Origin of the sequence: Streptosporangium brasiliense (assembly GCF_030811595.1) — a bacterium.
Lineage (GTDB): Bacteria > Actinomycetota > Actinomycetes > Streptosporangiales > Streptosporangiaceae > Streptosporangium > Streptosporangium brasiliense.
In genome coordinates this window covers 7,230,355-7,248,402 of the sequence record NZ_JAUSRB010000002.1, presented here as the reverse complement: position 1 = coordinate 7,248,402, position 18,048 = coordinate 7,230,355, and the positions used below count along the sequence as shown (strand labels likewise).

At 67.7% G+C, this 18,048-nt stretch carries 19 protein-coding genes; 8 read left to right on the top strand and 11 right to left on the bottom strand.

Annotated features, from left to right (window positions below; translation table 11 throughout):
* Nucleotides 1–9: 9 nt before the first annotated feature.
* From J2S55_RS42100 to J2S55_RS42090, 3 genes are all read left to right on the top strand, one after another.
* Nucleotides 10–1,065, top strand: coding sequence for a sigma-70 family RNA polymerase sigma factor (locus J2S55_RS42100; protein ID WP_306872902.1), 1,056 nt, complete (start codon nt 10–12; stop codon nt 1,063–1,065).
* Between the two features lie 70 nt (nt 1,066–1,135).
* Nucleotides 1,136–1,717, top strand: a complete 582-nt coding sequence (locus J2S55_RS42095; protein WP_306871840.1) for a helix-turn-helix domain-containing protein — start codon at nt 1,136–1,138, stop codon at nt 1,715–1,717.
* The gene (locus tag J2S55_RS42090) at nt 1,714–2,268 is read left to right on the top strand and encodes a transposase (protein WP_306872211.1); all 555 of its coding nucleotides are present in this window, start codon (nt 1,714–1,716) and stop codon (nt 2,266–2,268) included. The genes J2S55_RS42095 and J2S55_RS42090 overlap by 4 nt, the downstream gene beginning before the upstream one ends.
* A 120-nt stretch (nt 2,269–2,388) precedes the next feature.
* Here the strand turns inward: J2S55_RS42090 and J2S55_RS42085 are convergent, their stop codons facing one another.
* The 3 genes from J2S55_RS42085 to J2S55_RS42075 all read right to left on the bottom strand — a co-directional run bounded on the left by J2S55_RS42085 (nt 2,389) and on the right by J2S55_RS42075 (nt 3,762).
* Nucleotides 2,389–2,868, bottom strand: a complete 480-nt coding sequence (locus tag J2S55_RS42085; RefSeq protein WP_306872900.1) for a hypothetical protein — start codon at nt 2,866–2,868, stop codon at nt 2,389–2,391.
* Nucleotides 2,869–2,955: 87 nt separating this feature from the next.
* Nucleotides 2,956–3,396: a hypothetical protein gene (locus J2S55_RS42080; protein WP_306872898.1), complete on the bottom strand. Its 441-nt coding sequence runs from the start codon at nt 3,394–3,396 to the stop codon at nt 2,956–2,958.
* A gap of 132 nt (nt 3,397–3,528) precedes the next feature.
* On the bottom strand, nt 3,529–3,762 hold the full coding sequence (locus J2S55_RS42075; RefSeq protein WP_306872895.1) for a hypothetical protein: 234 nt from the start codon (nt 3,760–3,762) through the stop codon (nt 3,529–3,531).
* A gap of 433 nt (nt 3,763–4,195) precedes the next feature.
* Here J2S55_RS42075 and J2S55_RS42070 point away from each other — a divergent pair, with 433 nt between their 5' ends.
* Nucleotides 4,196–6,946, top strand: coding sequence for a DNRLRE domain-containing protein (locus tag J2S55_RS42070; protein WP_306875835.1), 2,751 nt, complete (start codon nt 4,196–4,198; stop codon nt 6,944–6,946).
* A gap of 14 nt (nt 6,947–6,960) precedes the next feature.
* Nucleotides 6,961–7,377 (top strand): hypothetical protein, encoded by a 417-nt coding sequence (locus J2S55_RS42065; protein WP_306872891.1) that lies wholly within the window; start codon nt 6,961–6,963, stop codon nt 7,375–7,377.
* Nucleotides 7,378–7,572: 195 nt separating this feature from the next.
* Here the strand turns inward: J2S55_RS42065 and J2S55_RS42060 are convergent, their stop codons facing one another.
* Both J2S55_RS42060 and J2S55_RS42055 read right to left on the bottom strand, forming a co-directional pair.
* A complete protein-coding gene (locus tag J2S55_RS42060) occupies nt 7,573–8,148 on the bottom strand; it encodes a hypothetical protein (protein WP_306872888.1) in 576 nt (191 codons plus the stop codon).
* Between the two features lie 53 nt (nt 8,149–8,201).
* The gene (locus J2S55_RS42055) at nt 8,202–9,158 is read right to left on the bottom strand and encodes an SDR family NAD(P)-dependent oxidoreductase (protein WP_306872885.1); all 957 of its coding nucleotides are present in this window, start codon (nt 9,156–9,158) and stop codon (nt 8,202–8,204) included.
* Nucleotides 9,159–9,212: 54 nt separating this feature from the next.
* On the opposite strand from J2S55_RS42055, the gene J2S55_RS42050 reads away from it, so the two are divergent.
* Complete coding sequence (locus J2S55_RS42050; RefSeq protein ID WP_306872882.1) at nt 9,213–9,632, top strand: MerR family transcriptional regulator; 420 nt, start codon at nt 9,213–9,215, stop codon at nt 9,630–9,632.
* A gap of 158 nt (nt 9,633–9,790) precedes the next feature.
* Here the strand turns inward: J2S55_RS42050 and J2S55_RS42045 are convergent, their stop codons facing one another.
* The 4 genes from J2S55_RS42045 to J2S55_RS42030 all read right to left on the bottom strand — a co-directional run bounded on the left by J2S55_RS42045 (nt 9,791) and on the right by J2S55_RS42030 (nt 14,529).
* Nucleotides 9,791–10,666 (bottom strand): sigma-70 family RNA polymerase sigma factor, encoded by an 876-nt coding sequence (locus tag J2S55_RS42045; protein ID WP_306872879.1) that lies wholly within the window; start codon nt 10,664–10,666, stop codon nt 9,791–9,793.
* Entirely contained in the window at nt 10,663–11,055 is a 393-nt protein-coding gene (locus tag J2S55_RS42040) for a VOC family protein (RefSeq protein ID WP_306872876.1), read from the bottom strand. Before J2S55_RS42040 ends, J2S55_RS42045 begins: the two co-directional genes overlap by 4 nt.
* Before the next feature lie 358 nt (nt 11,056–11,413).
* Nucleotides 11,414–13,825, bottom strand: coding sequence for an ABC transporter permease (locus J2S55_RS42035; RefSeq protein WP_306872873.1), 2,412 nt, complete (start codon nt 13,823–13,825; stop codon nt 11,414–11,416).
* The gene (locus tag J2S55_RS42030) at nt 13,825–14,529 is read right to left on the bottom strand and encodes an ABC transporter ATP-binding protein (protein ID WP_306872870.1); all 705 of its coding nucleotides are present in this window, start codon (nt 14,527–14,529) and stop codon (nt 13,825–13,827) included. The genes J2S55_RS42035 and J2S55_RS42030 overlap by 1 nt, the downstream gene beginning before the upstream one ends.
* 272 nt (nt 14,530–14,801) lie before the next feature.
* Between J2S55_RS42030 and J2S55_RS42025 the strand changes: the two genes are divergently transcribed.
* Together J2S55_RS42025 and J2S55_RS42020 are read left to right on the top strand one after the other, a co-directional pair.
* Complete coding sequence (locus J2S55_RS42025; protein ID WP_306872867.1) at nt 14,802–15,497, top strand: response regulator transcription factor; 696 nt, start codon at nt 14,802–14,804, stop codon at nt 15,495–15,497.
* 1 nt (nt 15,498) lies between these two features.
* Nucleotides 15,499–16,575 (top strand): sensor histidine kinase, encoded by a 1,077-nt coding sequence (locus tag J2S55_RS42020; protein ID WP_306872865.1) that lies wholly within the window; start codon nt 15,499–15,501, stop codon nt 16,573–16,575.
* 178 nt (nt 16,576–16,753) lie between these two features.
* Here the strand turns inward: J2S55_RS42020 and J2S55_RS48745 are convergent, their stop codons facing one another.
* Both J2S55_RS48745 and J2S55_RS42005 read right to left on the bottom strand, forming a co-directional pair.
* The gene (locus J2S55_RS48745; RefSeq protein WP_503167706.1) at nt 16,754–17,725 is read right to left on the bottom strand and encodes an RNA polymerase sigma factor; all 972 of its coding nucleotides are present in this window, start codon (nt 17,723–17,725) and stop codon (nt 16,754–16,756) included.
* Nucleotides 17,701–17,943, bottom strand: a complete 243-nt coding sequence (locus J2S55_RS42005) for a hypothetical protein (protein ID WP_306872857.1) — start codon at nt 17,941–17,943, stop codon at nt 17,701–17,703. Before J2S55_RS42005 ends, J2S55_RS48745 begins: the two co-directional genes overlap by 25 nt.
* Nucleotides 17,944–18,048 lie beyond the last annotated feature (105 nt).

Genomic DNA, 18,048 nt, shown 5'->3' with positions numbered 1-18,048 from the left:
TATCCGCCCATGGCGGATTGTCACTGTACGTCGCCAGGAAAGGGGGTTGTGGCGGCAGTGGAGACGGGGCGTGGCGTGATGACGGGGGAAGAAGGCTTCGATCGCTTGGTCGGACCGTTCCGGACGGAGCTGCTGGCGTACTGCTACCGGATGCTCGGCTCGGCTCACGACGCAGAGGACCTGGTCCAGGACACCTACCTGAGGGCGTGGCGGGCGCGGGAGCAGTACGACGACGCTCGCAGCTCACCGCGCACCTGGCTCTACCGGATCGCGACGAACGCCTGCCTGACCGCCCTGGAGGTCCGCGGTCGCCGACCGCTGCCGTCGGGGATGGTGGCCGCGTCGGATCCGCTCGGGCCCCTCGTCCGGGGAGAGCACGCCGCCTGGCTCCAGCCCTTGCCGGACTCGTCGCTGGACGCGGGTGATCCGGCTGGGGCCGTGATCGACCGCAGCAGCCTGCGTCTGGCGTTCGCCGCCGCCCTGCAGCACCTGTCGGCGCGTCAGCGTGGTGCGCTGATTTTGCGTGACGTGCTCGGCTTCTCCGGGGCCGAGACGGCGGAAATCCTCGGCACCACCGTCGTGTCGGTGAACAGTTCCCTGCAGCGGGCGCGTGCTCGCATGGAGGAGGTCGGGGTCCGGCAGGAACGGGTCAGCGAGCCGTCCGTGGCCGAGCAGCGCGCCTGGCTCGAACGCTACATGAAGGCGTTCGAGCTCGCCGACGTCGAGGGCCTCAAGCGACTGCTCGCCGAGGACGTCATCATGGAGATGCCGCCGATGCTCAACTGGTTCTCCGGCCGCGGCAACTACGGCCTGTTCATGGAATGGGTCTTCGGGGCGGCCGGGAAGGACTGGATCCTCAGGGAGGTCACGGCCAACGGCGGCCAGCCCGGATTCGCCGCCTATCAGCGCGTCGGCGACGGGTACGGCCTGCACACGCTCCAGATCTTCACCGTCACCGACGAGGGCATCACCCGGAACTCGGTGTTCCAGGACCCCGACGTCTACGCGACCTTCGGCCTGGCGGCCAGGCTCGACGGCCAGGGACTTGCCGCCGCCGGGACCTAGTGCTCCATTCCTGAATGGGAGTGGAGATCCCTATCGACCTGGGGTGATGATGGTCTCAGGGGGGATTGCCATGCCGAAACTGCTGTACGCGCGTCCGCCGGTGGACGCCGAGGAGGACCGGCAGATCCGCAAGCTGGCCGGTGCCCGTCATGCCCCGGCCGACTGGATCATGAGAGCGCAGATGATCGTGTTCAGCTGGCAGGGCCTGCGCACCAGCGCCATCGCGGCCAAGCTCGGCTGTCACATGCAGACCGTGCGCGAGCGGATCGAGCGATTCAACGCCGAGGGCCTGGCCGGACTGGGCGACCGGCCCGGGACGGGTCGCAAACCACGGATCACCGAGGTCGAACGCGGACAGCTCATCGCGTTGGCGCGCTCGACCCCGCCCGGACGCCTGACCCGCGACGCGGCCGGCGACCTGGCCGCCACCGACGACAGCGGCCCGGCGCAGTGGACGCTGGACAGCCTGACCGCCGCCGCCCGCGCGCAGGGCATCGTCATCGCGCGCAGCCAGGTCCGCCGGATCCTGCGAGCGGAGAAGGTCCGCTGGCGACACACCCGCTCCTGGACCGAATCGACCGATCCGGACTTCGCCCCAAAAGAGCCACGATCATCGGCCTCTACACCCAGCCGCCGGCCGCGACCACGGTGATCTGCGCCGACGAGCTGGGGCCGGTGACCCCGCGCACCTTCGCACCCGCGCCCGCCTGGTCTCCCGACGGGCACCGGATCAAAGCCAGGTTGGAGTATTCACGCGGCACCGACAAGACCTGGGTCTACGGCGCGCTGCGCATCCGTGACGGCACCGAGCTCACCTTCTGCGCGCCCTCACGCAACAGCGACGGCTGGATCCAGTTGCTGGCCCGCATCGCAAAAGCCAACCGGCGTGGCGCGATCGTCGTCATCACCGACAACCTGTCCAGCCACTTCAGCTGGAAGGTCGGCCAATGGCTGGTCCGTCACCCGCGGATCCGTCAGGTGTTCATCCCGGTCAAGGCGTGCTGGCTGAACCTGGCCGAGGGCTGGTGGCGACTGCTACGCAAGGCGGCGTTCGCCGGGCAGACCTTCGCCGACGCCGTCGAGATCGCCCACGCGGTCGCCCTTGCCACCGCCCAGCTCAACGCCCACGCCCAGCCCTGGATCTGGGGGCGACCACCGCCACGGCCCCGGATCCTGCGCCGCAAGTTCGTCTACCTGCTTTGAGGAACGCAGCACTAGTACTACAGCAGCACCTGCCACGACCCGGCCAGCTCGTAGATCTCCTGGTCGAGAACGAACGACGCTGGCGGCCCCAGGACCGCCGGCCGCGACTCCCCCCACCAGCTATCGCGGCGCGGACGCCGAGCGGGCCGCACGCGCCCGAGCCGGGCGCGGCTGACGGCTGCCCGCGCCAGCCTGCTCCTTCGCGTGCAACGTGCGGATGATCTGCGGAATCAGGTTGAACAGGTCGCTGCGCTCGAAATCGTCGTCGTCCTTCGCCCTGCTCAGCAGCCGCCGCAAGCTCTCCGCGGTGACGACGGTGTGCAGGAACTCCCAGCCCTGCCACAGCACGTCCGGGCCGGTCGCGCGCCGCGCCGCCGTCTCCTTCAGGGAGACCAGCAGGTCCTCCCACTTACGTGGCTTCACCAGGTAGTAGGTCTCACCGTCGAGCTGGAAAACGACCGTCCGCTCCTCAACGGACGTTTTCGTCAGGTGCGGCTTGGTCTTCGTGGTGAACACCAGCTCCGGGTCGACGACGACCTCTTCCATCTCCGCCTCGCCGGCCGCCGCCTGGGCGTTGTCTTTCACCGCTGCGTCGCTCATCGTTCCCCCGAACGTGTCGATCCGCTGATCCCCTGAAGCCCCTATCATCGCGCGAGCGTGGAGCTTCTCGAGCGCCTGAGCGTGCCGTTACTTCGGCCCCAGGTCCACCACCGAGTACGGGCAGGCCGTCGCGAACGCCCGCCGTAGCCAGCGGTCGCCCTTGATACCTTTCACCGCCGCGGCGAACACGGTGACGTTGGAGCCCTTCGGCGTGAACACCAGCACCTTCGCCCGCTTCGGCACGATCGGTTTGCCCGCCGGCCCGTAGATGCCCGTGCCGACGTCCAGCCAGTAGGCGTGCTTGGCCAGCGAGCCGGCGCGGCCGACGACATGGTTGGCCAGCCCCAGCGCGTTGCTGTAGATCGTGCCGCGGGCGACACCGGTGTCGACGCGGATGGTGCGCTTGCCGATGTTCGCCGTCTCCCGCATGATCTTCTCGACGTGCTGGACGACCGGCCCGGCCGGCGACCGCAGGAACCGGTTCAGCGCCGCCTGGTTGTTGCGGACCCGCACCCGGTACGTGGCCACCGCCTCCTCCTGTTCCGGCGGATCAGGCCGTCTCGTCGTCAGGCTTGTGCACCTTCAACTCGATGCGCGGCACCGGCGGGTTACACAGCGTCTCCCATTCGACATCCGGGCCGTCGGTCAGCTGTATGGCCGTCACTGCTTGTCCGTCTTCCGAGCCGGGGCTGCCTCGTCGGCCGCTTGCTCCTGGTCGTCGGCGCTGGCTGGGCCGTCACTCCAGTTCTCCTCGACGAACGAGTGGTCGGCCAGCAGCGTCAGCTTCCGCGACTCGATCACCTTACGGATGAATGGCGAGTCCGCGATGTCGTACTGGCGGCCATCACGCATACCCAACACCGGCGCGTTCGCTTTCACAGTCAACATGCCCATGGCCAGCAGGAAAGCAGAAGCCTTATCCGCTGGGTCGGTGGATGCTCCACCCGGACTTACGTGTCGTGATCTTGCTTGGGTCAAGTCGCTGGGCGTTCGCACCAGTCCGAGAGTCAGCCGGCCGCGTCTGCCGGCGTTGAGCACCACCCTCTCTTGACCCTCGGCGAGGATGTTCTCCCCGGTCAGCGTCCGCCATCTCTTTTGGCCTCCGTGCGGTCAACGCATCCGTCCTCCACCGTCGCGGGGAAGCACCGCTCGCCGGTCATCGGTCGAACGTGGCCAAGCCCGATCTTCCGCGGAGGAGCGGAGGCAGACATCTCTCCTGAGCGACGTCACCCGACACAAAGACGCAAACCGCTTAAATGAGCACTAATCATGTTTGTAAGTGATCAATTGACCTTCAGTCAACCAATTGTTAGGCTCCAACCGCTTGATGATCTTCACATGGATCGGAGCTTTAGTGCACATCCCCCCCACGTCCTCGGCCCACCATGCGCGGAAACGCCTGCTGAGGGGAATCACGACGGGGCTGCTGATCACGCCCCTCCTCGCGATCGCCACCACTCCGTCGGCTTCGGCCGATCCCGCCCCCAGCACGCCCTCCCAGCAGAACCCCACTCCCACCGGCTCGCCGAAAACGCCCGTCGAGCTGCTGGGCGCGGCGACGGAGACAACTCGGTTCTGGAAGCACCCCGACGGCCGCGTGACCTCGGAGGTCTGGTCGAGGCCCGTTCGTGTCAAGCAGCGCGGCGCGTGGGCGTGGATCGATCCCACCCTGGCAGAGCAGAACGGCACCGTGAAGCCCAAGGTGATCAAGGGCGACCTCACCCTGTCCGCCGGGGGCAGCACCGGCCCGTTCACCATATTCAGCCCGAACCCCCAGCAGTCCTTGGCGCTGTCATGGCCCACCGACCTGCCCAAGCCCACACTGCAAGGCAGCCGAGCGACCTACCCTGACGCGGCCGGCCCCGGAGCCGACCTGGTGGTCACCGCGCTCCCCACCGGATTCCGGCAGGATGTGGTCCTGCGGACCCGGCCGGACAAGGCGCCCCAGCTGGAGATCCCAGTCAACGCCAAGGGACTGAAGCTGGTTGAGGCATCCGACGGCCGGCTGCGGCTTACCGATCAGCACGGCAAAAACGTCGCTGCTGCCCCCAAGCCCGCCCTGCGCGACACCATGGATCCCAAGGGCCGCGACCACCGCGGTAAGCGCGGCACCGTCGACGTCAAGGTGCGCACCGAGGGCGACCGCCAGACGCTGCTCCTCACGCCCGACTCCGGCTTCCTGGCCGACCCGGCCACCGCCTACCCGGTGACCATTACTTCCGCGTTCAGCATGGCGATCACCGCCGACACCGATGTCAACAGCGTCTACGACTTCAACAACGTCGACGGCCCGGCCCTCAAGGCGGGCACCGAGTCCAGCGGCGAGAAGGCCCGGGCCTACCTGAAGTTCGACGTCTCAGCGATGATCGGCCAAAACGTCAGCAACGCCACGCTCTCCCTGCTGAACATCGACGGCCCCAGCTGCGGCACAAAGGTGGGGGCCGGCATTCAGGTCCGCCGCGTCACCAGCGCGTGGGATCCCTTCACCCTCACCTGGTCTCCTCAGCCGACCAACACCACCGAAAACGCCGTCATCAACACCAGCAGCGTCCACTCGGGATCCTGCGACCCCGCTCCGATGAACTGGGACATCACCGCCATTGCCCGGCAGTGGACGGGTGAAGCCGGTAACTACGGGCTGGTTCTCATCTCCCCTACCGAGGCCAAGAGCGCCAACTCCCGGGTCTTCCCCTCCTCCGAAGACACCGACTTCAACAGCCCACCCAAGCTCACCGCTACCTTCACCCCGGCCGGCGGCCCCACCGTCGTCAGTCCTGCCGGACCAGACGGCGTGGAGGTCTTCACCGCCCCCAACAACTGGGGGACGGATGCGCTGCCCGTCGCCGAGGCGCAGGCGCACGCCCTGAGCTCGGCGTACGATCGCGCTGAAGCCCATCCGGACGCGCTTGCCCCGCCGCACCTTGATATGGTCAGCGGCCAGGTCATCGCCCCCGCCGCCACCGTAGAGGGTCGTGACCTCGGCTCTGCGGCACTGACCGGCGCGGCCTATCTAAGTAACGGCGCCACCGACTGGACGACCCCCGGCGAGTACACCGGTGCTGACACTGACCCGGACCCAGAAGGGCCAGCAGGTACGACCGAGAACTACACTTTCACCCCTCAGGTCCTTGACGTGGCCAACAGCACCAATCGACTCACTGCCATCGCCGATGAGGTGCTGGACTTGGACACTACCCAGCTGCCCGGCGCTAACAGCCTGTTCGCTGCCCGCCCCTGGCCCGAGCGGAACCAGGTTCTCCTCCAGGCAAAAGCAGTCACCCCAGAACTGCGACTGGCCTTGGCTCAGCGCTATGGCACCAATACAATCGCCATTTGGCTACGCCCCAATGCCTCTCTGCCGCAAGCCGACGAGAGTCGGGACAATGACGACGACGATTACGTCAACGGCGGAAGTGCATATACGATTAACGCTGGCGGCTCTTGCAGCACCGGATTTGCCTGGAGGGCTCCGGATAAGGACTACATGATCTCAGCCGGTCACTGTCTGCCGCGGGATCCTAACGATATTGGGGGTACTTCCATCGGCCTCCGCGTACACAGCACCTGGATTGACGGAAAAGGCACTGAGAAGCTTGCCGGGCAATCCACCTACTATGGCGACACCTCAGCAATCGGCATAATCATGAGAAAGCCCACTGCATCCATCTTCGTCGGTGGTGTCACTTCAACCGCGAAACGCTCAGTGGCAGGCCGATGGAGCCGCCGAGCTATCGTAGGCGACCAGTATTGCGTCGGCGGCAAGTCAACAGGCCAGACCTGCAGGTGGAAGGTCACCGACCTCGGTTGGAAGGTTGATTATAACAAACAGAACGGAGGCGCTTTCGCTGGCACGGCTCGCTGGGTCCATCGCGGTACGAGGGCTGGCACCTGCACGCGAGGCGGAGACTCCGGCGGGCCCGTCTACACCATTCGACCTGAGGATGGATATGTGGTGGCGAAGGGCATCCATAGCGGGAGCGACGATGTCGGAGCCTCGTCAAGTGAATGTGTAGAGTTCTTCACCGATATCCACGATGTCATCAAAGCGTACGGCGGCGACATCATGAAGCGCAAATAGCGAAGGAACACTCCGTGCCCGTTTCCGCCTTAAGGGGGCCTTGCTGTGCATTTCTTTTGGCATCATCGATGATGGTGTTGACAGCATGCAGCAGTCAGACAAACTGGCAGCGGATCAACATCGTGACGCTGTCGAATGACGGGTTAACCCTGACCGCAGAGCTGGCCTTCGGAGAGCCTAAGGCCGACGGCACCTACTGCGAGAAAGTAACGAAAACGGAAGTGATTGAGTCCCCCTCTCAAGTAATCCTTGGAGTTCAGGTGCTCAATTCCTGCGCCCCGCGCTTTCCATGGGAGCGGGCATATACCGCAGGGATAGAATACTCATTCCCTGTGAAGCTTAAGCTGAAAAAGCCACTTTCGGGACGTACTGTTCTCGACAAAGAGAGCCTGCTGTCCGTCAAGGTTAAGCAATCAAACAACGGGTCGTGAGTGACCCCTTCTCCTAGACGTTAGGTATGGCGGGGCCTTTGATGGCACCGCCATACCTACTTCTCTGTAATTAGCTAATACTTACGGCACGACCGTCGTGGCGCCACTTGCGTCGGACATCATGATTCTCCTCGGGCTCATGGGTAGGTGAGAACCGGCCATGCCCCGGCGCCGTGCAGGCCCAGCCGGGAAAGGTCAGTAGCAGCTACAGACAGGCGAGCAGCGGTCATGGCCTTTGCCGTGTGGAAGCGTCCCACTGGCCGTGTGGCACCACTGGTCGATGCGGGCGTACACGTCCCGCGGCGAGTTGCCCGCCGTAGCGCTGACGTTGAGCGCCCACCTCTCCAGATCGGCGACCTCCGTGTAGGCCGTCCGGACCAGGTCACCGATGCGGGAGCCGACCGTCGTCAGCGGGGCCGTGTGGCCCGCCCGGTCGAGAATGATCTTCGCCTCGCCCAGGTGCAGCAGCGCCGCTTTCACATGCCGGGCGAACTGCTGCGCATCAACCGGGTCGAGCGGCAGCAGTTCGGGCTGGGTCTCGTCGAGGCGGGGCAGTTCGACCATCAGCGGCGCGATGGCCCGCAGCACGCTTCCGGCGAGGTCCTCACATGACGTCGTCAGGATGGTCGAGGGGTGCCGGCGGACCGCTTCGTAGGCGGCGATGACGACGTGCCGGGCGAAGGAATCCGGTACGGCACCGGCCTGTTCCTGCGACTGCAGGACTAAACCCTGTTCCGGGAGCGGATCACGCGTTCGAGGACTCGCCCGCACAGTGCTCTCCGGTCCGGGCGCACGAGACGTGGCGCGTGACCTCACCCCCTGAGTCAGGAGAAGCAATCCAGCCCGGTGAGTTCGCCGGAGAGGGCCCACAGCCGGGACGCGGAATCGGGATCGATCGCCCACGTCTTGACGCCGCCGACGAGCATGTCGTCGGTGGTCGCGGGTTCGGCGATGTCGCAGTCCTGGCAGTAGGCGCCGCCGTACTCGTCGAGCAGGGGTGAGGTGGCCGCCCATACGGCCGTCGCCGCACCCTGCGCCGGGGTTTTGAAGCCGTCGGCATGGCGGCCCTCCGGGGTGATCCAGCCCTGGGCGATCTGCTGCTCGCGGGGGATGCGCCGTTGCAGCGGGGTGAGGATGCTGCCCGGGTGCACCGCGAAGGCACGCACGCCGTCGGCCGCGCCGAGGGCGTCGAGATGGACGGCGAACAGGGCGTTGGCCGTCTTGGACTGTCCGTAGGCGAGCCAGTGGTCATAGCCGTGGCGGAAGTGCGGGTCGTCCCAGCGGATGTCCGACAGGAAGTGCCCGGACGAAGCGACGGACACCACCCGCGCCCCGGTAGGGGCCAGGGCCGGGCGCAGGCGGTTGACCAGGGCGTAGTGCCCGAGGTGGTTGATGGCGAAGTGCGGTTCCCACCCCGGACCGATGAGCGTGTTCGGGTAGGCCATGACACCCGCGTTGTCGATGACGATGTCGAGGGGCCGGCCGGTCTCCAGGAACCGGTCACTGAACATCCGGATGCTGTCGGGGTCTGCCAGGTCGAGTTCCCGCACCTCCGTCCGCGGAATGCCGCACAGCGCCTCCGTCGCCACGGCGGGACGGCGGGCGGGCACGGTGACGTGCGCCCCGGCGTGGGCCAGCGCGCTCGTGGCCTCCAGCCCAAGACCTGAGTAGCCGCCGGTGATCAGGACGTTCTTGCCGGACAGCTCGATGCCGGCCAGGACTTCGTCCGCCGTGCTGTGCGCGTTGAATCCCGAGCCGATCTTGTGTTGCGTGATTGCCATGGGCTCGACGTTAAAATCTAGAGTGCAATCTAGGTCAAGCTATGGCGGTGCGGCATGAGCAGGGACGCGGACGGCCTTTCCATCGGAGACGTCGCGAAGGCGACCGGCCTGGGTGTGCACGCCTTGCGGTTCTTCGAGCGTGAGGAGCTCTTCATCCGTCCGATTCCGCGCACGGCCGGAGGGCGGCGCGTCTACGGACCGGCGGACGTGGAGTGGCTCCTGTTGTGCAACCGGCTGCGAGAATCCGGCATGCCCATCGCCACCCTGAAGGGGTTCGCTCGGCTCGTCCGATCGGGTCCGGGCAACGAGGCGGAGCGGCTCGCGCTCCTGGAGGAGCACGAAAGAACCGTCCGGGACAGGATCGCCGATCTGATGGCCAGCCTGGAGATCATCCATGGCAAGGTCGTCACCTATCGCAAGCACGTCGAGGAGGGAACCGCGGCCGGACTCTGGTCGCCGACACCCTCCGCGTAGCCGTGGCCAAGCCCCCCTCCCGCACCCGCTGTCCGCGCCGGCGGCCGCTGGGACCTGATGCCACCCTGGCCGCCGTCACAACGGCGGCCAGGGGCTCCTGCTGGCAGTGACGGCCCAGGATGACCCGCACATGCGCGGGCAGACCTGATGACACCGGCTCAGGCCGGGGCGGGCAGATGGATCGAGGCGAGCTTGGCTGGGTCGATGACGATGTGGATGCCGGTGATCCGGCCTTCGGTGACTGTGAAGGCGATGACGGAGAGAGGGGTTCCGTCGGGGCGCCAGGACATGTGGCCGGGGATGCCGTTGACCAGCACGGGTTGGTGACGGGCGACCTCGCCGGAGAACATGCGGGCGCCGGCGGCGACCTCGGTGGCGCCGAGGGTGACGACCACGCCGCCGGGGGTGTCGACGGTCAGCTTCACATTCGGGTCGAGGACCCGCAGGAGCGCTTCGAAGTCGCCGCTGAGGGCGGCGGCGCGGAATGCCTGGACGACCTCTCGGTGCTCGCGGCCGGGGCCCGCCGGCCGGTCCGTGGCTTGGACCTTGCGGCGGGCGCGGCTGGCGATCATCTTGGTGGCGTCGGTGGATTTGCCTAAGATCTGGCCGATTTCGTGGAACGGGACCGCGAACATGTCGTGCAGGACGAACGCCAGGCGCTCGCTCGGGGTGAGCGAGTCGAGCACGACGAGCAGGGCGAGGCCCACCGAATCGGCCAGCGCCACCTGCTCGTCCGGCGCGGGGTCGTCGGCCGGCGTCACCACGAGGTCCGCGAACTCCTGCCCGTAGGCGGTTTCGGGACGGGCTCGGCGGGATCTCAGGAGGTCCAGGCTGATCCGACCGACAACGGTGGTCAGCCAACCCGCCAGGTTGCCGATGGTCGCCTCGTCCTGGCGGACGAGGCGCATCCAGGCTTCCTGGACCACGTCCTCGGCGTCGGCGTGCGAGCCCAGCACGCGGTACGCGAGGGCGCGCAGCCGATCGCGCTGGGCTTCGAACGCCTCGGTCACGAGGCCGGACGGGTGGGTGGTCACGGCTTCCGCTGCTGACGGAGCGAGACCCGGTTGCCGTCCGGGTCCACCGCCTCGATGCGGACCCCGAACGGATAGTCCACGGGTTCGGGCTCTTCGAAGGTGACGCCACGCCGGCGCAGGATCTCGAAGTCCTTTCGCAAATCATCGGATTCGAGGATCAGCGGACCGGGCGCGGCGTGCCGGCCCACGTCGCCCGGCTGTCCCGCGGCCGCCGCATGCGACCACAGGAGGATCTGCATCGGGCTGTCGGGGACGCCGACGGTGAGGAACCGTCCGTCGGGCCCCGAGAAGTCGATCCGCTTTTCCAGGCCGAGTCCCTCGGTGTAGAACTCCAGCGCGCGGTCCTGATCGGTGACGTAGATCGTCACGTACATGATGTCGGTCAGCATCCTGTTCTCGATTCACTCGTTGGTGCGACGGCCGTTCGTATTCGGTCGTCGCACCTATGACGAGCACCGACGGGAGAAGGTAACAGGTCCGGTCCGCCGGAGCGGTCACCAGGGCGCATGCCGGTGCGGCTCGGCAGCGCGCGTCCGGGCCCGGCACATGATTCAGCTGATCGAAACGGAGCGCCCCCCGCCAGGGAGTCGGCCGCCGCGATCGTCTGCGCCCCGCAGGTGGCCCTGGTCCACCTGGAGCAGCCGGGCCCGGGTCAGTGCGGGCACGTTCGGCTTCTCGATCGGCACCAGGCCGACGTTCATGGCCGACGGACGTCAGCAGCCGCCGGCCAAGCGATCGACGAAGGTGTCAGTCGAGGGACAGCCCTGCGGCCGGAGTCACCCGGGCGGCCCGGCGCGCCGGGAGAACAGCGGCGAGGAGTCCGGCCAGGGCGGCGGTGAGGACGACGACGCCGAGTGATGGCCAGGGGATTTGCATGGTGGCGTCGCTGAGGGCCCGCTTCACGAGCGTCTCGTAGCCGACCCAGGCGAACCCGACGCCGATCACGGTGCCGAGCAGGGCGGCCACCACCGACAGCAGCACCGCCTCGGTCGCCAGCATCCGCCGCAGCTGCCTGCGGGTGAGCCCGAGCGCGCGCAGCATCGCGTGTTCGCGGGCGCGTTCGAGTACGGAGAGCCCCAGGGTGTTCGCGATCCCGATCAGGGCGATCACCACGGCGATGCCGAGCAGGCCGAGCGCTGACCAGGTGTAGATTCCCAGCTGTCGGTCCAGCGACTCCCAGGTCCGCAACCCGTTCTCGATCGTCGCGCCGACCGGATCCGCCAGCTCGTCCAGGTCACCGCTGAGTTGAGCCGGGTCGGCGCCGGGGGAGGCGCGGATCCAGATGGCATGCGGCTCGGGAGCGTCGGTGAGCGTCGCCAGAGTCTCGGGCGCGACCACGCCCGCCGGGCCCCAGCCGGTGCCGACGGCGACCTGCAACTGGGCTCGCCGGTCGCCGACGCGCACCGTGACCCGGCCACCGGGCCGGAGACTCAGGCCCTTGTCGAAGGCCTCGGAATCGATTCTGATCTTCCCCGGCTCGACCCGTGCGAACACCCCGCCGTCGCGGGCCACTTGCTCCGCGGCCGGCGCGGTGACAACCGGGATCGGTCCGTCGAGCCCGGACACTCGGGCCGTGGCGCCGTCCACCGGAACGGCCCGCTCCACACCGGTTGTGCGACGTACCTGGTTGAGGAGGTCAGTGGTGACCGGTCCCTCGGGCGAGGTGAGCGCGACATCGATGGGGTGGTCCCTACCGATCTGCTCATCCAACGACGTACGCCACGTGGCCATCCCGGTGAGTACGGCGGTCGTCAGGGTGACGCCGACCAGCAGGGAGGCAGTGGTGGTGGCGGTCCGGCGCGGATTGCGCACAGCGTTCTTGGTCGCCAGCCGCCCGGCGGGGCCGAGCAGCGCGCCGGTGATCCAGACCAGGCGGGGGACGAGTACCGGCCCGAAGAGGAGTACGCCGGCGAACACCGATCCTCCGCCGCCCAGCATGAGCGCCGTACTGCCCTGGACCATCGCCACCCCGAGCAGGGTCGGCCCGGTGACCAGGAGGAGCGCAGCGAGCGCCAGCCGCGCCAGGCCGGTGGCCGTGTGCACGTCGACCGCGCCATCCGGGCGCAGCGCCGCCAGCGGGCTCACCCGGACCACACGCCGGGTCGGCAACCAGGACGCGACCATGGTGACCACCAGGCCGACGGCGAACCCTCCCAGCAGCCAGAGCGTGGGCAGCTCGGCGGCGCCCATGGGGACGGTGGGCGCGAGGGCGCTGATCAGGGCGATCAGCCCGTAGCCGAGACCGATGCCGACCAGTGTCCCGGTCAGCGACGCGAGCACCCCGACGACGGCCGCCTCGCGGCGTACCGAACGCACCACCTGCCGCCGGGTCGCGCCGACGCAGCGCAGCAGTGCGAAGTCGCGGAGTCGTTGCGCGAACAGGATGGAGAACGTGTTCGCGATGACCAGGACCGCGACGAAGAGCGCGATGCCGACGAACAACAGCAGCATCACCGACAAGCTGTCCACCCTGTTCTGGACATAGGTCAGCCGCTCCGCGGTGAACGCCTCCGGCGACAGCACCTTCGCGCCTTCCGGGAGCTGACCTACCTCCCCGCGCACCGCCACCGAGCCCAGATGGAGGTGGTCGCGCCACTTCAACAACTGCGGCCAGGTGACGTACACCGAGGCCTGGGCCGGGGGCGAGGGCGACTCCACGAGACCGACCACTCGTACGTCGGTCGCGGCGGCGCCCTCGCCGATCCGGACCCGGTCGCCGACCGCGATGTCCGCGGCCAAGGCGGAATACACGTCCACCACGGCCTCGCCCGTGCGTGCCGGGAAGCGACCCGAGCTGAGCTCCTGCCAGCGCCACCCCTCCGAGGTGGTGATCGGCCCCACGGTCGTTCCGGAGAGCCGCCGGCCGCCCGCGCGCGCCGGCAGCGTTGCCCGGCCGATCGCGGATGCGTTCTCGCCGTGTCGCTCGGCGAATGCGATCACGGCCTCCGCGTCCAGCTCGGCCGATGGCCACCCCGCCGGCGAGACCACGTGGTCGGCATTGCGGTACGGCGCCCCCAGACCGTCCATGAGTCCGCTACGTGCCCCGGACGTGAGCACGCCGACCACGACGGCGAAGGTGACTGCGACGGTGACCGCGATCGCCGCTGCGACGTACCTGCGGATGTGGATGCGCAGCGACGCGAGGAAGACGGTACGCATCAGGCGATCCGCCCGTCCTGCATGGTGACCACGTCGTCGGCGTACGCCGCCGCGTCCCGCTCGTGGGTGACCATCACGACGGTCTGGCCGAGCTCGCGCGCCGACCGGCGCAGGTGACCCAGCACCTCCGCCGACGTGGTGCTGTCCAGGTTCCCGGTGGGCTCGTCGGCGAACAGCAGGTCCGGCTGAGTGATCAGGGCCCGGGCGATCGCGACCCGCTGCTGCTGGCCGCCGGACAGCTCCGTGGGCCGGTGGCCGAGCCTGTCGGCGACGCCGAGGGCATCGGCGAGCATGCGCGCGCGCTCCCGCGCCGCGTCGTCGATCCGGCGACCGCCAAGCTCGAGCGGGACCACGATGTTCTCGCCCGCGGTGAGCATGGGCAGCAGGTTGAACGACTGGAACACGAAGCCGATGTGCTCGCGGCGGAAGATCGTGAGCGCGTCGTCATCGAGTGATCCGAGGTCGATGCCGGCCACGGTGACGGTGCCGCCGCTGGGCTGGTCGAGTCCGGCCAGGCAGTGCATCAGCGTGGACTTGCCCGACCCGCTCGGCCCCATGATCGCGGTGAACCTGCCTCGTGGGAGGTCGAGGTCGATGCCGCGCAGGGCATGCACCTGGGCATCGCCTTGGCCGTAGGTCTTGGTCAGGTCCCGCGCGCTGGCGGCCACGGTTTCCTGAGCGGCTTGCTGGGTGGTGGTCGTCATGGCATGGAGGCTTTCGGCTGACGGCTGGAATCGATGCCGATGCCGGCGGGCTCGGGGTCGCCCGGAAGGATGTCGACGGGTGATGCGGCGACACCGACAGGCGCCGCGCCGACGACTGCAACGGCGGCGACAACGGCCGATCGGGTACAGCGCGCTGCTGTTCGTGCCGGCTCCCGGTAGGTCATGCCTGTAGTCAAGGCAGGATGGTGTTGCCAGCACGTATGTGGTTTTCGATATGCCGACGATATGCTCCGGCGCGTAGCCTCGAGAGCATGCGTGTGTTGATCGTCGAGGACGAGCCCTACCTGGCAGAAGCCGTCCGCGATGGCCTACGCCTGGAAGCGATCGCCTCCGACATCGCCGGTGACGGTGACACCGCTCTGGAACTGCTGGGCATCAACGCCTACGACATCGCCGTCCTCGACCGCGATATCCCCGGCCCCTCCGGCGACGAGGTCGCCAAGCGCATCGTCGCCTCCGGCAGCGGCACGCCCATCCTCATGCTCACCGCTGCCGACCGGCTCGACGACAAGGCCACCGGGTTCGGGCTCGGCGCCGACGACTACCTCACGAAGCCCTTCGAACTCCAAGAACTCGTGCTCCGTCTCAGAGCACTCGACCGCAGGCGCGCGTACAACAGGCCGCCTGTGCGAGAGATCGCGGGTCTGCGGCTGGATCCGTTCCGCCGCGAGGTCTACCGCGACGGCCGCTACGTCGCGCTCACCCGGAAACAGTTCGCCGTGCTCGAAGTCCTCGTCGCTGCCGAAGGCGGTGTCGTCAGCGCCGAAGAACTCTTGGAGCGAGCGTGGGACGAGAACGCCGATCCCTTCACCAACGCCGTGCGCATCACCGTCTCGGCACTGCGTAAACGCCTCGGCGGACCCGGGATCATCGCCACCGTGGCCGGCGCCGGCTACCGCATCGACCCGGCACCCGGCACCGGGCGTGAGGCAGGAGACCGTGGATAGAGTGCTCGGGTTGAGCGTCCGCCTCAAATTCACCCTCAGCTACGCCGGATTCCTCATGCTTGCCGGCGTCTTGCTGCTCGCGGCGGTGTGGGTGTTCCTGCGTGTCGACGGTGCGACCAGGATTACCCCGGGGTCAGTTCCCAAACGCTTCCTTCTCCTGCACGACTTCGCGCCGGCCGTGGGCACGGTGCTGATCTTCCTGCTGGTGTTCGGTCTCCTGGGAGGGTGGATTCTCGCCGGCCGCATGCTCGCCCCGCTGACCCGTATCACGGACGCTGCACGCATGGCCGCGAACGGGTCGCTCTCCCACCGGATCCAGTTGGAAGGCCGCAAGGACGAGTTCCGCGAACTCGCCGACGCCTTCGACACGATGCTCGCACGGATCGAAGCACACGTCGCCGGACAGCAGAGATTCGCAGCCAACGCCTCTCACGAACTGCGCACCCCGCTGACGATCTCGCAGTCACTTCTCGACGTGGCCCGCAATGATCCGACACACGACCACGGCGAACTCGTCGACCGCCTTCACGCCGTCAACGCTCGAGCGATCGACCTGACTGAGGCGCTACTCGTGCTCAGCCGCGCTGAGCAGCGGTCCTTCACCCGAGAACCTGTCGACCTGTCCCTACTCGTGGACGAGGCCACCGAGACACTGCTCCCGCTCGCCGAGAAACGCGGTGTCACCATCCACACCTCCGGTGACATTACCCCGGCTGTCGGGTCGCAGGCGCTCCTGCTGCAGATGACGACGAACCTTGTGCACAACGCCATCGTGCACAACCTGCCCGAACAGGGCGCCGTGTGGGTGAAGACCAGCGTCCGCCCCGAGACCGTGGTGCTCACTGTCGAGAACACCGGTGAGGAGCTGTCCCCACAGCTGGTCTCGACGCTCACCGAACCGTTTCAGCGCGGCACCGGAAGAATACGCAACGACCACGCAGGCGTCGGCCTCGGCCTGGCGATCGTCAAGAGCATCACCCAAGTACACGACGGATCCCTCACCGTCGTCCCGCGCCCTGCGGGTGGACTCCGTATCGTCGTTCAACTGCCCCGAGCCAACTTGAGGTTCTCCCGGTAGGCCAGTCAAGACTGTCGTGCCGATACGGCACCCCGTGCTGTTCGGCCCGCCGCACCATCAGGTGCTCAAGGATCACCTGCTGCGTGACCCGCACGATCGCCGCCTGGGCGTCAAGACGCTGCACCTGGGGCTGGTGGAGGACACGGTGCCGGTGCCCGAGCGGTCGGTGAGCGCAGACTCAGACGCAGTTTCTCGGCTTCAGGGACTTGGACCAGGCCGGGAGTACGTCGGTGATCTGCGGACAGGTCATGGACCAGAGTGCACGCCCTCGCCCCGGCGCGAGTTCCTGGCCGCCCAGGAGGACGTAGGTGGTCTTGTCGAAGATGAGGGATTCGCGGCCCCGGTTGTCCACCCGGGTCACGGCGATGCCCGATTTGCCGGTGGCGTCCTTGAGCTCTTCCATCTCGTTACCGTGTTCGGCCAGCTTGTGCCGGAGCTGCTCCTGGTCGGTCGGCCACCCATGGAGCTCGGCGTAGGCGGGGCCGCCATGGGTGCGGCTGGGGCACCGGGGCAGGAGTTCCTTGTACTCGCGGCCCTGGGGGATGGACTTCGCCGGCTTGTGCCAGATGAGTTCTGGGCGGGGCCGTCGACGGACTCCCAGACCTCGCCCGTAATGTGGCGCGGAAGGACGTTGGGAACCCCGTTCTCGCTGCGCGACTCCGCGATCCGCTCGTAGTGGAGGTGCTGGTCGTCGCGGGGTTCCGGCCACGGGGCGGAGGCCGCGGCCTCGGCCGCCAGCCTCAGGACCTCGGCGGCGCTCGCGGGCCTTCAGTGAGGCGAGCGCATGGGCGAGAGGGCGGCGTACGGCATGCGCGCTCGCCCGCTCAAGAGCTTGTTCGGCGGCGTCGTCGGCGTCGGGAAGCACGCCCATTTTCGAGTACGCCTTGTAGCGGTGTATCTCGGCGCGCTGATGCCGACGGATGAAGTTGGTCGCGATGCCGTACAACCAGGGGAGGGCCTCCGGACGGGCGATGTCGTAGTCGCGGCGCTGCCTGAACGCGGCGAGGAACGTCTCGGAGACGACGTCGTCGGCCGCATTCCCGGCATGGCCATCACCCGTAAGCGGACGACGGTGCCCGGTACCGGCCAGGCCGTCCGGATCACGGTCGTCATGGGGGAAGAGGTTCAGATCAACCGCACGTAGTACCACGAATTGCCGTTCCAGGGGGCGGCGAGGTCGAAGCAGGCCCTGGTGATGTGGTTGTAGTCGTAGGACCTGACGGCTTCACAGACCCATGCGGCGCTGTAAGGGCCGACATACTGCCAGGTGCCGTCCGACGGCAGATCCTCATCGGCTTGGGCAGGGTCGCTGACCATGGTGACGGCGATGAGAGTTCCCGCGAGCAGTGCCGTGACGCGCTTGAGCATCTTCTTGTTCCTTAGTGTGACGTCATCGCTTGATGACGTGATTTCGGGATGGCTGTCTGTCGTGGACGGCGTGGAGCGGATCGCAGCGCGAGTCGGCGCTCGATG